The organism is Paracoccus wurundjeri (assembly GCF_030678915.1).
Lineage (GTDB): Bacteria > Pseudomonadota > Alphaproteobacteria > Rhodobacterales > Rhodobacteraceae > Paracoccus > Paracoccus onubensis_A.
The window spans coordinates 25,879-39,679 of sequence record NZ_JAUUTZ010000012.1; the positions used below are offsets into that span (position 1 = coordinate 25,879).

Genomic DNA, 13,801 nt, shown 5'->3' on the forward strand with positions numbered 1-13,801 from the left:
TCACTTCCCAATACAAAATGAGCTAAAGATCATTCCCAGATACTCTTCTGCACCGATTCTGCCAAGCAACCTATCCAGAGACGTTGCGGCCGCCCTTATAGATTCTGCTAACAATTCCGGCGGCAGCGCCTCTATATCTGAAAGACATGCGCTTGCATCAACCAGGGCCGTCAGCTGCCTTTCATGACTAATGGTTCGAGCACCAACAACCATTAAAGAGAGCCTATCATATAGCCGTGAAAGTAATACGTCGATTCCATCACCCGTGGAAGAAGAAATAGCAATATCACCAGCTATGCTATCTCCAAGATCTGATTTCGTTCTGATCGAAATATCCCCGTTTTTCCACAGGTCGGTAACAACATCTCCGGTTTCCGATAGATGAAGACGCAAATCGGCGGCCATCGCTCGTTTCTTTGCAAGGCCAACACCCAATTTCTCGATCTCATCTATAGATTCGCGTAGCCCTGCAGTGTCCAAAATTGTGACTGCCAGCCCATAAAGATCCAGTCGGACCTCGATAATATCCCTTGTGGTACCTTCGATATCCGAAACCAGCGCAATATCCCGCCGGGCAATTCGATTTATCAGGCTGGATTTTCCAGCGTTTGGCGGACCGATAACTGCAACTTCAAGGCCTTTTCTCAATCGCTCTGTTGCAGAGAACCCGTTTATCTCACTATCGAGGTCATCCCTGAGCTGCGATAGAATTTCATATGCTTCCAAGGGAACCTGCTCTGGCACCTCTTCATCCGCGAAGTCAACACTTGCCTCGACAAGAGCCCCGGCTCGAATAAGCGCTCCCCGCCAAGCTTCCGTCTTATCGCTCAATTCGCCACTGGCAACGCGAGTGGCAAGCTGGCGCTGAACTTCGGTTTCCGCTTCCAGAAGATCTCCCAAACCCTCGACTTCGGCAAGATCCATGCGGCCATTCAAGAATGCACGCTTCGTAAACTCCCCGGCTTCCGCCCACCGCAACCCCATCTCCAGCAAGGCGCGCGAGATCCGCTTCACAATAACCGGAGCACCATGAAGGTGAAGTTCAACAACTTCTTCGCCGGTAAAGCTGCTCCCTTCTTCAAACCAAAGTACAAGCGCGCGATCTATGGTTTCATCACCAACACGAATATCACGCAACTCAGCATACCGTGGCCGCGTCAACGGCCCGGTAAGTTTCTCCGCTACGGTGCGCGCATTATCTCCACTAAGACGAATAACCGAGACACCCCCCCGCCCAGGAGAGGTGGCCTCGGAAAAAATCAAATCCATGACGACCTCGTCAGGCGTTCATCGAGTCGAAAAATTCGGCATTTGTCTTTGTCTGCTTCAGCTTCGAAATCAGAAACTCGACCGCGTCCGTCGTTCCCATCGGATTCAAGATACGACGCAGCAGATAGGTTTTCTGCAAATCTCGTGCTTCCACCAGAAGTTCTTCTTTTCGGGTTCCGGACTTAAGGATATCCATTGCCGGGAAGACCCTTTTGTCAGCGACTTTCCGGTCAAGTACGATCTCACTGTTACCCGTACCCTTGAACTCCTCGAAGATCACTTCATCCATACGCGAACCGGTATCAATCAGGGCTGTCGCGATAATGGTCAACGAACCACCTTCCTCGATATTCCGCGCCGCACCAAAGAAACGCTTAGGCCGCTGCAACGCATTCGCATCGACACCACCAGTCAAGACTTTGCCCGAGCTTGGAACAGTAGTATTATAGGCCCTACCAAGTCTAGTGATTGAATCCAAAAGAATAACAACATCTCGTTTATGCTCAACAAGACGCTTAGCTTTCTCAATAACCATCTCGCTCACGGCGACGTGCCGGCTCGCCGGTTCATCGAACGTCGAAGCAATTACTTCGCCGCGCACGCTTCGCTGCATGTCGGTCACTTCTTCCGGGCGTTCATCGATCAGCAGGACGATCAGATAGCATTCCGGATGATTGCGCTCGATGGAATGCGCAATATTCTGCAATAGTACCGTCTTACCTGTGCGCGGAGGGGCCACGATAAGTGAACGCTGACCCTTGCCGATCGGGGCAACCAGATCGATGATCCGGGCGCTACGATCCTTGCTGGTCGGATCCTCGATCTCCATGTTAAGCCGCGCATTCGGGTATAATGGTGTCAGGTTGTCGAACGCGACCTTGTGCCGCGCCTTCTCCGGATCTTCAAAATTGATCCGTTCTACCTTCGTCAACGCAAAATAGCGCTCATTCTCACCCGGCGCCCGGATTACACCCTCAACCGTATCGCCGGTTCTAAGCGAATACTGCCGGATCATATCCGGGCTGACATAGATATCGTCAGGCCCGGGAAGATAGTTCGCTTCGGTAGATCTCAGGAAGCCAAACCCGTCCTGAACGACTTCAAGAACTCCCTCGCCACCGATATCCCACCCCTCGTCAGCGTGTTCTTTCAGGATCGAGAACATCATCTCGCCCTTGCGCATCGTCGAAGCGTTCTCGATTTCCCATTCCTCTGCCATAGCCAGCAGATCTGCAGGACTCTTGGCCTTGAGATCGGACAGATTCAGGCGTTCGTCGCTCATTATGTAACCTCATCGATGCCAGCATGACGACTGGCGAAAGTATCAATATCATGGAGATTCCCGTACCGGACGGCCGGGTTTCCGCATCAGATAGGCTGTAAAGACGGACGAGTCAATCTTGACGTCAGTATTTAAGGATAACCGACAAAACGATCACAATCATCAGCAGGGTCGGAATCTCGTTCATCAGACGATATCGTTTTCCGCTAGACCATACGCCTCGGATCAATGCTTGCCGCTGTCCTGCACACCAGCCGTGAAACCAGGTCATGATCAAAACGCATCCGGCCTTGACCCACGGCCAGTTCATGGACCAGTCGACCACACCAGGCGTAAGAACCAGAACTAAACCGCTGACCCATGTCGCAATCATGGCGGGTCTCATGATCAGACGAAGCAACTTGTCTTCCATGATCAAAAGACTTGCTGCAGGCTCATCCTTCCCCGCCCCTCGCTCGACATGGTAAACAAACAGGCGTGGAAGATAAAACAAGCCAGCCATCCATGATATGACAGCCATCACATGGAATGCCTTCACATACAGATAGATCAAGGGCAGGAACCCGGTCATGAAATCTCTCCAGTTAAGACTCCTCTAAATAAAATAAAGAAGAAAAGAAATGTTGTTGTTGTAGGCGTTGAGGAAAACTGGATTAACGAGTTATCCACAACGGCATCCCCAGTATGAATGGCTAGGTGAGGCATCATGAAAGCAGCTATTATTCATACAATATCTTTTTATTTCAATATATTAATAAAAATAATAAGTGATCGACAAGATCCGGATCATCTCACTTGTCCACAGGGACAAGTATGCCAGCTTCCTGTAGTCCCCTTGTGGATAGTCGGTCTTCGTTTACCTTATGTTCACCGTGAGTTTCGGTCATAAGCATCATGGCTGGCAGATATTCGCAAATTGTCCCCAGGGATATCCAGCATTTCATCCACTTGGGTGAGTCTGAACTGCCACAATGACTGCCCGTCCTGCATATCCGCTCTTTTATTGCGGCGGGCATGTACCCTACTCTACTCAAAGCCTGAAAGATGAGATAACTTATTGTTGTGATGACCGAAGATTCGCCAGAAAGCCAGTCACGGCACGCGCCATTGGCCGGAGTGATCGGGCAGCCAATCATGCATTCGCGTTCGCCGAAGCTGCATGGTTACTGGTTGAAGCGTTATTCTATCGACGGGCATTACATCCCTATGCCCGTTAAGCCCGAAAACCTTGCTGAAGTGCTTCGCGCGCTGCCCCATCTTGGTTTCGTTGGAATTAATGTCACCATCCCGCATAAAGAGGCCGTTCTGACGCTTGCCGATGTCGTTACCGATCGTGCGGCATTGATCGGCGCCGCAAACACCCTCATTTTCCGCCCTGACGGAAAAATTCATGCCGATAACACAGATGGTTATGGATTCATCGCCAATTTGCGGCAAGCAGCGCCCGACTGGGATGCGGATAACAGTCCCGCCGCGGTCATAGGTGCTGGTGGCGCTGCGCGGGCGGTTGTCGCATCGCTTCTGGACAGCGGGGTCAAGGAGATCCGGATTACCAATCGGACCCGTGTCCGAGCCGAACAAATTCGCGCAGAGTTTGGTGCGCGCGTGATCGTCTATGATTGGGCGCAGGCCGGAAATATGCTTGAAGGTGCAGTGACTGTCGTCAATGCCAGTTCCCTTGGAATGCAGGACAAGCAGCCGCTCAGGATTCCGTTGGATGCGTTGTCCCCCGACGCCCTGGTAACCGATCTTGTGTATACGCCGCTGATGACGCAGTTTCTGGTCGATTCTCAGGCGCGCGGCTGTCGGGTTGTCGATGGGTTGGGAATGCTTCTGCATCAGGCGGCGCCCGGCTTTGAAAGATGGTTTGGACAACGCCCTGCCATAGATGATGAAACCCGCCGGGTCGTGCTTGAATGACGTACAAGCTTGGGTTGACCGGCAGTATCGGAATGGGAAAATCCACCACAGCTCAGATGTTCCGTGATCTTGGCCATCCCGTCTGGGATGCGGACGGGGCTGTGCATCGCCTTTACGCACAGGGTGGGGCAGCCGTTGCTCCGATTTCGGTTCTGGTGCCGGATGCTTTGAAAAACGATGCTATAGATCGGGAGGCGTTGAAACTTGCCCTGAAAGCAGATCCGGGCCTGATTGAGAAACTGGAATCCATCGTTCATCCACTTGTAGCCCAGAATCGCGCGGATTTTTTGCAGAGAAATTCAAACAAGGATCTGATAATTCTTGATATTCCTTTGCTTTTCGAAAAATCTGCGGATCACTCTTTCGATGGCGTGGCAGTTGTTTCCACCGATGCCGATACGCAGAAAGCCCGGGTATTGTCCCGGCCCGGCATGTCCGAGGATCATTTCAGGATGCTTCTGTCCCGCCAGATGCCCGATAGTGAGAAGCGTGCCCGTGCCGATTGGGTGATCCCAACGGATGATCTGGAAACCGCGCGCGCCGCTGTCGAACGAATCTGCAAGGAGATTCTTGCCAATGCGTGAAATCGTCATGGATACGGAAACCACGGGATTCGATGCCGAGAAGGATGACCGCATCGTCGAGATCGGTGCGCTTGAATTGCTTAATCACCTGCCTACGGGCAATACATTCCACGTATATATCAATCCGGAACGCTCCATGCCGACCGAAGCATTCGAGGTTCACGGTCTTGGCGACGATTTCCTGCGCGACAAGCCGAAATTTTCGGAAATTGCTCAGGGTTTCCTTGATTTCATAGGTCAGGATTCCAAGCTGGTGATCCATAACGCCAGTTTCGACATGAAATTCCTGAACGCAGAGCTTAAACGTGCCGGCCACCCCGTCCTGCCATGGAACCGCGCACTCGATACGCTTGCCATCGCGCGCGAGAAATTTCCCGGTTCTCCGGCGTCTCTGGACGCGCTTTGCAGACGTTTCGGCGTTGATAACTCAAACCGCGAGCTGCACGGGGCCTTGCTTGACTCGGAACTTCTGGCAGAGGTCTATCTGGAGCTTATCGGCGGACGGCAGCCCGATCTCGTGCTGGATCAGCCTGCGGAAAGCCGGGTTGCCAATATGGCAGACACACCCGGTTCACAGAAGGCCAGGGCAAGGCCGGTTCCATTGCCTTCCCGGCTGACCAGGGAAGAGGCGGCCGCCCACGCAGAGTTTCTGAGTGGGCTGGGTGACGATTCAATCTGGTCGCGTTATTCTGTCTAGATGCGGTCATGTCCAACCAGGGCAAGTCCGTAATCGTGTCAAGGAGAACCGATGCTGGTTCTGGTTAAAAGGTTTTGGTCATTCTGGCAGGCTGTTTTCGAGCGTATGGACGAAAGCCATATGGCTCTTATCGCAGCAGGTGTCGCATTCTATGCCATGTTCGCGGTTTTTCCCGGCCTTGCGGCAATCATTGCATTATGGAGCCTGTGGTTCGAACCCAATGTCATCATGACATATGTCGATGTCGCGCATGAATTCCTACCCGAAGACGCGGCAGGCATCATAGATACTCAGATCAGATCGCTTACGGCAGGAGGACGGACCACCATCGGATGGACCTCTGTCATTTCCTTCGTAGTCGCTACGGTATCCGCGCGTGCCGGTGTCGATGCCCTTATCCGGGGGCTGAATGCAGCGCATGGCGCGCGCAGCCGCTCGACATTGGTCGGATTTATCCGCGCATATGTACTCACTCTGGCCATGGTGGGAATTTCTTTGGCCGGGATGGCGACTATTGTCGTTGTTCCGATATTGCTCAAATTCATGGTCATAGCACCGATAAGGGCGGCGCTGCTGACCGCCCTGCCATGGGCAGGAATGTTCGTTCTGGTCAATATCGGGATCGGGATCCTTTATCGCTACGGACCGAATGTCGGTGCGCAGCGCACATCTTTGCTGACATGGGGCGGCTTGTTCGCAACGCTTCTATGGTCGGCGGCCTCTATCGGATTCTCGGCCTATCTGGGCAGCTTCAACAGCTATAACCGCATCTACGGCTCTATCGGGACTGTTGTCGCATTGCTCATGTGGTTCTATCTGGCGGGCTTTTCCGTGCTGTTGGGCGCCGTCATTAATATCGAGCTTGCGCAGAAGAAACGGCACCGCAAGACGCCCGCCGAACAATAGGCGGCCAGTTCTTTCGATCAGACCGCTCTGATTGATAGACCTGCCTAGACCGCCAGACCTTCCGTCGTGGCAAAGAACATCGCTTGGGACACGGCCGAGCGTACCTGTTCCTCGGTATAGGGTTTCGGGATCAGGAAGGCCGGCTCGGGTCTGTCGCCGGTCAGCAAGCGATCCGGGAAGGCGGTGATGAAGATCACCGGCAAATCACCCAGATTGTTCAGCAGATCATTCACGGCATCTATTCCGGAAGAGCCATCCGCAAGCTGGATATCCGCAAGAATTAGATCGGGACGCTCTTTACCGGCCAGTTCAAGCGCGGCGGAATGCGTGCGGGCGATGCCCGTCACCTCGTGACCCATCGCCTGCGCGATGCCCCTGAGATCCATGGCGATGATCGTTTCATCCTCGATCACCATGACCCGGCCGGCGACTGCGCTGCTCATTTCATTCAATGCGATCCCGACCAGTTCTTCGGCTTCGGACTGGCTGATATCCATGACCCGGGCGATCTGGTCGTAGCGAAGTTCTTCGATCGTCCGCAAAAGCAGGGCCTCGCGGGAATTCGGCGTCAGCTTGCGCAGCCGTGCCTGTGCGGCCTTCTCGCGAATCGTGGCCCCGGCGTCATCCACCGGTTCGCCCGTGCTTTGCCAGATTGCATGAAAGGCGCGGAAAAGGCCGATCCGGATCTCGGTCTCGCCCTCCATGATAGATCGATCCGTCAGGATCGCCTCCAACGTTGCGGCGGCATAATTGTCGCCCGCGTGTTGACTGCCGGTCAGCGCGCGCGCATAGCGGCGCAGATACGGGAGCTCGCGTCCCACGGATTGAGCCAGTTTTTCAGCGGACATTGCAGTCTATCCTCGATTTTCGCATGTTGGGCGGAACCATTTCCTATACCTACAGGTTGGAAGAGGGGCGCACAAGATTACCGGGGCTGACGAAAGATGACACCTAAGCGAGAAAATGACCCTAGGGACGCGATCGAGAAACAGATCGATGAAAACCTGAGGCGGGTGTATGAAGAGGACAGCACCGAGCAGATCCCGGACCGATTTCTGGAATTGCTGCAAAAACTGCGCGAGCAGGAGTAACATATGGCACCTGCCGACAAATCCGGTGGTGAGCACGACAATGCTTCCGCCCAGCCCGACCCGCGCGACGACCTGGTCAGCCACCTTCCCGCGTTAAGGGCATTTGCCCTTTCGCTCACCCGCGAAAGTGCGTCCGCCGATGACCTGGTGCAGGACACCATCGTCAAAGCGTGGACAAATATGGATAAATTTCAGGCCGGTACGAATTTGCGGGCTTGGCTGTTCACAATTTTGCGCAACACATTCTATTCGGCCCGGCGCAAGACCAAGCGGGAAGTCAGCGATAGCGACGGACTTTATGCCGCCCGGCTCTCGACTCGTCCGGATCATGACGGGCGCCTTGCCCTGCGGGATTTCCGCGCCGCGTTCGAACAACTGCCCGATGAACAACGAGAGGCATTGATTCTGGTTGGCGCATCGGGTTTCTCTTATGAAGAAGTCGCCGATATGACCGGCGTGGCTATCGGAACTGTGAAGTCCCGTGCCAATCGCGGTCGGCGTAAGCTGGCGGAACTTCTGCATCTGGGAGAAAACGAAGAGTTGAACATGAATGATCAGGTTACTCTTGCCGTAATGGCGCCGAATCATCCTGTCCGCCGCTAAATCGGTCTGTAGGTGTTACTTCAGCGTCTGACCGAACGGTTGAGTTTCACCAAGCGGCTGGGCTTTCGGCTTGGCACATTGCTTTCGGTTGCGATCCTCCCCGTCGGGCTGATGTCGCTGGTACAGAACCTGAATCTTTCGCAAGAGGCTGATCGTAGCGCAGAAATCGCGTTGCTGGGCCGCACCGCCTCGGCCGCAGCGGGGGAACGGGCCCTGCTGCAAAGCGCATTGGGATCGGCGGATGCTCTTGGCCCGGCAGTTCTTGATGCGCTTGACCAAAAGCGCGGCTGCGCAGATCTCATGAAGAATTTCATCGAACGAAGCGCGACCTATATCTATGTCGGCTTTGTGCCGATGAATGGTCTCAGCACCTGCCACTCGCGTGCGGATATGGCCGAGGTCATGGATATGCGTGAATCCCCGGCCTATGAGAAATTCATTGCCGAGCCGGGCACACTGGTTACCTCGGTAGACGACGCATTCGGTTCCGAGCGCTCGATAGTGTTGGTGATGCAGCCGCTATATCGCGATCGGGATTTGTTGGGATATGTCTCGGTCGGCCTGACGCATGAATTGCTGCGCTCGACCCATTCGATCGGTTTCGGTACCGAAGGCGCAAGGATCGCAACCTTCAATCACCGCGGAGAAATCCTGACTGCTGATCGTGGCGAAGGAGATAACGCGACGGATATCCTTCCGCAGGGCGTTAAGCTGGTCAGCCTTCTGTCACGGACAGAAACAACGTTCCGGGATTATTCCAATACTGGTGAATCGCGGGTTTTCACCGTCGTTCCCGTTGTGCCGGGACTTGTATACGCACTGGGCAGCTGGAGCCCGAAGATTGCCGGTATCGGGTTCCTGCAGCTTTCTCGATTTGGAGCGGTGGTACTTCCCATCATCCTTTGGCTGATCTCCTTGGCGGTGGCCTATTTCGCGGTTTTTCGTCTGGTCCTGCGCCATATCAGCGAATTGCGTGGCCAGATGCGCCGCTTTGCAATTGGCAGCCGGCATCAGGCTCCGCGTGTTCTGACAGAGGCGCCAACCGAGATCGCCGATGTCAGCCAGACATTCCATAATATGGCTCGCATCCTGATCCGCGACGAAGAAGCGATGGAGCAGGCAGTGGCCGAAAAGACGGTGCTTCTGAAAGAACTGCATCACCGGGTGAAGAACAATCTTCAGCTCATCGGGTCGATCATCAACATGCAAAGCCGGATGATCGCGGATAACGATGCTAAGCGGGTTTTACGCTCGGTTCAGGACCGGGTGGCGGCACTGGCGACGATCTACCGGAATCTCTATCAGGCCGAGCATCTCGACGCGGTAGAGGCCGACCGCCTGCTGGGCGATATCATCAACCAAATGGTGAATGTATCGCTTGAACCCGGTTCGAATCTCAAGGTTGAAACCGAACTCGAACCGGTAACGCTGCTTCCGGATCAGGCTGTTCCGTTGTCGCTGCTTGCGACGGAAGCCTTTACCAATGCTTTGAAATACGCCGGGAAACCGGATGACGATAGTCAGGCATGGGTGCGCGTCAGTCTTACCAGTGACGGCGGTTCAAACGGTGTTCTGGAAATCGTGAATTCGGTAGGTAAACGCGAAAACGAGGCCGAGGGAACAGGGCTGGGCAGTCAGTTGATCGAGGCGTTCGCCACGCAGTTGCAGGGTGAACCGGTTTTCGGAGAAGACGGAGATACCTTTGTCATGCGGCTGCCCTTCCGGATCGAATTGCCCAAGCCGGATCAGTTGCCCGACAGTACCAATATCGTGCTGACTTCAGCGGCACGCGAAGGCGCGAAACATTAACCACAATGTTTCCTGTGTATGACGGCATATTCTACGCCCTGCAATGATGACCGGGGGCGCTGCCTCCAGGACCCCCGGGATATTTGAGTGAAGGGGAAGGACGCGAATCCAGTCGGGCACGACATACTCTAATTGCGTTTTGAGTAAGCTTGCCTGCTTGCGCCTGCTCGCTGCCGGTTTATCTTGTAGGCATGGATACAAATGGCCAACGCAGCTATAATCTTGAAACCGGCGAAGGGCTGATGGCCTGTCCTCGCTGCGATGCGCTTCATATAGAAGAAGAACTTACCGCCGGTGAAACCGCTCGCTGCATCCGCTGCGGAACGGTTCTTGCCAATCCTCGCGGCGGCGCGTTCCTTCAGCTTATTGCTCTGGCTTTCACGACAATGGTTCTGATGGTCGGTGCGGTGTTCTTTCCCTTTCTGGAAATATCGCGGATGGGTTTCGGCAATGCGACCTCGCTTTTCGGTGTGGCACTTTCCTTCGCGGATGGTGTGTTGCTGCCGCTGGTGCTGGCGGTTCTGCTGATGATTGTCGGATTGCCGGTGCTGCGTTCGTTCCTGCTGCTTTATACGTTGGTTCCGCTGGCACAGGGCCGGCCTGCCCGCCGTCATGCTGCTACGGCTTTTCGCCTGTCAGAGCATCTGCGCCCGTGGTCAATGGCCGAGATTTTCGTCATCGGCACCTCGGTCGCCCTGGTCAAGGTTGCCGGTTTGGCCAGTGTGCATCTTGGCCCGGCATTCTGGGCATTCTGTGCCTTGATCTTCGTCAATATCGCGTCGCGGGGTTTCATGTGTCAGACCACCATCTGGGACGCGATCGAAGACAGCGGCGTGAGGACTGATGGCCGGGAAATGGTCGAAACGCCAAAACCTGATATATCCACATGAATGGCGAAACCTCAAACAACCATGATGCCCGTCCGGTGCTGACGGCACATCGGGCAGGTCTGATCGGGTGTCATAGCTGCGGGCGGGTCTGGCCCACGGATCACGTCAGATGCGAGCGTTGTGGTGAAACACTTACCCCGCCCGATCGCAGGCGGCTTCAGTTTGTCTGGGCATGGCTGGCGGCGGGGATCATCACCTATATTCCTGCGAATGTCTTTCCGATGATGAGCACGCAGACCTTTGCGGGTCTTCAGGGCAGCTCCGAAGCGACGATTCTGGAAGGCGTGGTGGAATTGATCCATCATGGCAGCTACGATATTGCGGCCATCGTGTTCGTGGCCTCGGTCGTGGTGCCGATTGCCAAATTCGTGGCGATTTCCTGGCTGGCGCTGGTTGCCGGTCGTCCCGCGACTGTCGAACAGGCGCATGTCAGGCTGAAAGTATATGAAGTCGTCGAATTCATCGGGCGCTGGTCCATGATCGACGTGTTCGTGGTGGCGATCCTTTCGGCACTGGTGCAATTGGGCTTCGTCGCGTCGATTCATCCGGGACCGGCGGCGGTTTCTTTTGCCTTGTCAGTTGCTTTTACGATGCTTTCTGCGCAAAGTTTCGATCCAAGGCTGATCTGGCGAGGGCTTCCCCTCCGCAGCCGGAGTGATGGTAACGATGTGCGGGAAACACGGGCAGAATGAGCGATACCCAAGGTCCGATCAAACCGGCAAGCCCGGTGCGTAAAACTGCGGCACGGGCAGCGCAGGCCGGTGTCAATGTCGTATGGCTGGTGCCAATTCTGGCGTTGGTCGTGACGCTTGGCGTTGCATGGAATTCCTATGCCAATCGTGGTGCCCTGATCGAGGTTGAGTTTGCCGATGCGACCGGCATTACGCCCGGGGAAACCGCCTTGCGCTTCCGCGAAATTACCGTTGGACAGGTTGAATCGGTCAGGTTCACACCGGATCTTTCCAAGGTCAGCGTTCAAATCCGCATCGATTCCGATGTGGCGCAATATATCGACGATCAGGCCAGCTTCTGGATCGTTCGCCCTCAGGTGACCGCACAAGGGGTTACCCGACTCGATACCGTGCTGTCGGGGGCGTTCATCGAGGGTTACTGGGATTCCGAGGTTTCTACCCGGGAAACCCATTTCACCGGGCTTGAACGTCCTCCGCTGGTTCGCAGCGATGCCGAGGGAAGCTGGATCGTTTTGCGAATGAGCAATGCCGACGGAATCTCGGAGGGCGCGCCGATCCTTTATCACGGGGTTCAGGTCGGCCAGATGGACAATATCCGATTGGCCGAGGATGGCTCGGACATGGTGGTTGCCAACGCCTTTGTCGAGGCACCGCATGACAAGCGTCTGACGACTGCGACAACCTTCTGGGATACGTCGGGTTTCTCGCTTTCCCTGGGCACGAGCGGGGTATCGTTCAATGTGAACTCCCTTGCGTCACTGCTGCAGGGTGGCGTTGCCTTCGACACGCTGGCCTCTGGCGGAAGGCAGGTCGAGACGGGGCAGGTCTTTACCGTCTACCCCGATGAAGACACCGCCAGAAGCAACATGTTCATCGAGGACCAGTCCGAACAGCTTCATCTTAATGTGCTGGTGGATAATTCCGTTTCCGGTCTTTCCAAAGGCTCGGACGTTCAGTTCTTCGGGCTCAAAGTCGGCACGGTCACCAATATTTCCGTTTTCGTGCAAGAGCCGGATAACGAAGATATGCCGCCGGTCACTCTGCAAAGGGTAACGATCGCGGTTTCGCCCAGCAGGCTGGGGCTGGATACCGATGCGACGCCCGAGGATGCGCTTGAATTCCTGCAGGATTCGGTTCAGTCGGGCCTTCGCGCCCGGGTCGCCAGCACCGGTTTCTTTGGCAGTGCTCTGATGATCGAGTTGGTCAATATTCCGACCGCGCCCGCGGCCGAGATCGATATGGACGCCAAACCCTACCCGATCGTTCCCGCGGTCGAGGGCGATCTGTCCAATTTCACGCAAACCGCCGAAGGGTTCATGAACCGTATCGGTGATCTGCCGATCGAACAGGTGCTGGTATCCGCGACCGACATGATGGACAGCATCACCGCAATCGCCAGCGCACCGGATACAAGGGCAATTCCCGAAACTCTGCGCAAAACCATTGACGAGGCGCAGACGGCCCTGATCGATGTCACGACGATCACGAAAGAGCTTCGTGAAAGCGGCGCGGCAAAGAATATGGGCACTATGGTTGACGAGGCAACCGCGGCATTCATATCTGTTCAGGAGGCTGCCGACGAAGTCCCTGCAATGGTGGAAGAAATCGATCAGATCGCCGCGAAGATAAATGAGGTGGATTTCGCGGCAATCGGCGCCCAGGCAGAGGGCATATTGGCAGATCTCCGGGCGATGCTTGGCAGCGAGGATGCCGAGGCATTGCCGCGCAATCTGTCCAACACGCTTGAAGCCGCCGCAGGGCTGCTGAACGATCTGCGGGACGGCAATGCCACCGAAAGCCTGAACAGCGCACTGAATTCGGCAAGTATCGCCGCCGACGAAATCGCGAAAGCCGTTCAGGATCTGCCCGAACTGATCCAACGTCTGCAAGTCACCGCGGCGCGTGCCGATACGGTTCTTGCGGCATATGGCAATCGTTCGGCATTCAATACCGAGGCCATCAACATGCTGCGCGAATTGCGCCGGGCGACGGAATCATTTGGCTCTCTGGCCCGCATGATTGAACGTAATCCGCGCGCCTTTATTCTGGGACGATGAC

At 55.2% G+C, this 13,801-nt stretch carries 14 protein-coding genes; 10 read left to right on the forward strand and 4 right to left on the reverse strand.

Annotated features, from left to right (window positions below):
- The 3 genes from mnmE to Q0601_RS13110 form a co-directional block, all read right to left on the reverse strand.
- Entirely contained in the window at positions 1–1,269 is a 1,269-nt protein-coding gene (gene mnmE / locus Q0601_RS13100) for a tRNA uridine-5-carboxymethylaminomethyl(34) synthesis GTPase MnmE (RefSeq protein ID WP_305290290.1), read from the reverse strand.
- A gap of 10 nt (positions 1,270–1,279) precedes the next feature.
- Positions 1,280–2,551 (reverse strand): transcription termination factor Rho, encoded by a 1,272-nt coding sequence (gene rho / locus Q0601_RS13105; RefSeq protein ID WP_305290291.1) that lies wholly within the window; start codon positions 2,549–2,551, stop codon positions 1,280–1,282.
- Between the two features lie 124 nt (positions 2,552–2,675).
- Positions 2,676–3,122 (reverse strand): CopD family protein, encoded by a 447-nt coding sequence (locus tag Q0601_RS13110; RefSeq protein ID WP_305290292.1) that lies wholly within the window; start codon positions 3,120–3,122, stop codon positions 2,676–2,678.
- Positions 3,123–3,616: 494 nt separating this feature from the next.
- Here Q0601_RS13110 and Q0601_RS13115 point away from each other — a divergent pair, with 494 nt between their 5' ends.
- The 4 genes from Q0601_RS13115 to Q0601_RS13130 are packed head-to-tail and all read left to right on the forward strand — an operon-like array spanning position 3,617 to position 6,658.
- Positions 3,617–4,471 carry a shikimate dehydrogenase gene (locus Q0601_RS13115; RefSeq protein ID WP_305290293.1) on the forward strand — a complete coding sequence of 285 codons (855 nt, stop codon included), beginning with the start codon at positions 3,617–3,619 and terminating at the stop codon, positions 4,469–4,471.
- A complete protein-coding gene (gene coaE, locus Q0601_RS13120; protein WP_305290294.1) occupies positions 4,468–5,055 on the forward strand; it encodes a dephospho-CoA kinase in 588 nt (195 codons plus the stop codon). Before Q0601_RS13115 ends, coaE begins: the two co-directional genes overlap by 4 nt.
- Positions 5,048–5,752, forward strand: a complete 705-nt coding sequence (gene dnaQ, locus Q0601_RS13125) for a DNA polymerase III subunit epsilon (RefSeq protein WP_305290295.1) — start codon at positions 5,048–5,050, stop codon at positions 5,750–5,752. Before coaE ends, dnaQ begins: the two co-directional genes overlap by 8 nt.
- A 51-nt stretch (positions 5,753–5,803) precedes the next feature.
- Positions 5,804–6,658: a YihY/virulence factor BrkB family protein gene (locus tag Q0601_RS13130; protein WP_305290296.1), complete on the forward strand. Its 855-nt coding sequence runs from the start codon at positions 5,804–5,806 to the stop codon at positions 6,656–6,658.
- Positions 6,659–6,702: 44 nt separating this feature from the next.
- Here Q0601_RS13130 and Q0601_RS13135 read toward each other — a convergent pair whose 3' ends face one another.
- Complete coding sequence (locus Q0601_RS13135) at positions 6,703–7,506, reverse strand: response regulator (protein ID WP_305290297.1); 804 nt, start codon at positions 7,504–7,506, stop codon at positions 6,703–6,705.
- Positions 7,507–7,602: 96 nt separating this feature from the next.
- On the opposite strand from Q0601_RS13135, the gene Q0601_RS13140 reads away from it, so the two are divergent.
- The 6 genes from Q0601_RS13140 (at position 7,603) to Q0601_RS13165 (ending at position 13,800) form a co-directional block, all read left to right on the forward strand.
- Positions 7,603–7,749 carry a NepR family anti-sigma factor gene (locus tag Q0601_RS13140; RefSeq protein WP_119750828.1) on the forward strand — a complete coding sequence of 49 codons (147 nt, stop codon included), beginning with the start codon at positions 7,603–7,605 and terminating at the stop codon, positions 7,747–7,749.
- Between the two features lie 3 nt (positions 7,750–7,752).
- Complete coding sequence (locus tag Q0601_RS13145) at positions 7,753–8,352, forward strand: RNA polymerase sigma factor (RefSeq protein ID WP_305290298.1); 600 nt, start codon at positions 7,753–7,755, stop codon at positions 8,350–8,352.
- 12 nt (positions 8,353–8,364) lie between these two features.
- Positions 8,365–10,161, forward strand: coding sequence for a sensor histidine kinase (locus Q0601_RS13150; protein WP_305290299.1), 1,797 nt, complete (start codon positions 8,365–8,367; stop codon positions 10,159–10,161).
- 191 nt (positions 10,162–10,352) lie between these two features.
- The gene (locus Q0601_RS13155) at positions 10,353–11,051 is read left to right on the forward strand and encodes a paraquat-inducible protein A (protein WP_305290300.1); all 699 of its coding nucleotides are present in this window, start codon (positions 10,353–10,355) and stop codon (positions 11,049–11,051) included.
- Positions 11,048–11,743, forward strand: a complete 696-nt coding sequence (locus Q0601_RS13160) for a paraquat-inducible protein A (RefSeq protein WP_305290301.1) — start codon at positions 11,048–11,050, stop codon at positions 11,741–11,743. Before Q0601_RS13155 ends, Q0601_RS13160 begins: the two co-directional genes overlap by 4 nt.
- Positions 11,740–13,800, forward strand: coding sequence for an MlaD family protein (locus tag Q0601_RS13165; RefSeq protein ID WP_305290302.1), 2,061 nt, complete (start codon positions 11,740–11,742; stop codon positions 13,798–13,800). Before Q0601_RS13160 ends, Q0601_RS13165 begins: the two co-directional genes overlap by 4 nt.
- The last annotated feature ends 1 nt before the right edge of the window (position 13,801 follow it).

Excerpts from the sequence above, each read along its gene's own strand:
- mnmE (WP_305290290.1), bottom strand. The coding sequence starts at position 1,269 with ATGGATTTGATTTTTTCCGAGGCCACCTCTCCTGGGCGGGGGGGTGTC.
- rho (WP_305290291.1), bottom strand. The coding sequence starts at position 2,551 with ATGAGCGACGAACGCCTGAATCTGTCCGATCTCAAGGCCAAGAGTCCT.
- Q0601_RS13110 (WP_305290292.1), bottom strand. The coding sequence starts at position 3,122 with ATGACCGGGTTCCTGCCCTTGATCTATCTGTATGTGAAGGCATTCCAT.
- Q0601_RS13115 (WP_305290293.1), top strand. The coding sequence starts at position 3,617 with ATGACCGAAGATTCGCCAGAAAGCCAGTCACGGCACGCGCCATTGGCC.
- coaE (WP_305290294.1), top strand. The coding sequence starts at position 4,468 with ATGACGTACAAGCTTGGGTTGACCGGCAGTATCGGAATGGGAAAATCC.
- dnaQ (WP_305290295.1), top strand. The coding sequence starts at position 5,048 with ATGCGTGAAATCGTCATGGATACGGAAACCACGGGATTCGATGCCGAG.
- Q0601_RS13130 (WP_305290296.1), top strand. The coding sequence starts at position 5,804 with ATGCTGGTTCTGGTTAAAAGGTTTTGGTCATTCTGGCAGGCTGTTTTC.
- Q0601_RS13135 (WP_305290297.1), bottom strand. The coding sequence starts at position 7,506 with ATGTCCGCTGAAAAACTGGCTCAATCCGTGGGACGCGAGCTCCCGTAT.
- Q0601_RS13140 (WP_119750828.1), top strand. The coding sequence starts at position 7,603 with ATGACACCTAAGCGAGAAAATGACCCTAGGGACGCGATCGAGAAACAG.
- Q0601_RS13145 (WP_305290298.1), top strand. The coding sequence starts at position 7,753 with ATGGCACCTGCCGACAAATCCGGTGGTGAGCACGACAATGCTTCCGCC.
- Q0601_RS13155 (WP_305290300.1), top strand. The coding sequence starts at position 10,353 with ATGGATACAAATGGCCAACGCAGCTATAATCTTGAAACCGGCGAAGGG.
- Q0601_RS13160 (WP_305290301.1), top strand. The coding sequence starts at position 11,048 with ATGAATGGCGAAACCTCAAACAACCATGATGCCCGTCCGGTGCTGACG.
- Q0601_RS13165 (WP_305290302.1), top strand. The coding sequence starts at position 11,740 with ATGAGCGATACCCAAGGTCCGATCAAACCGGCAAGCCCGGTGCGTAAA.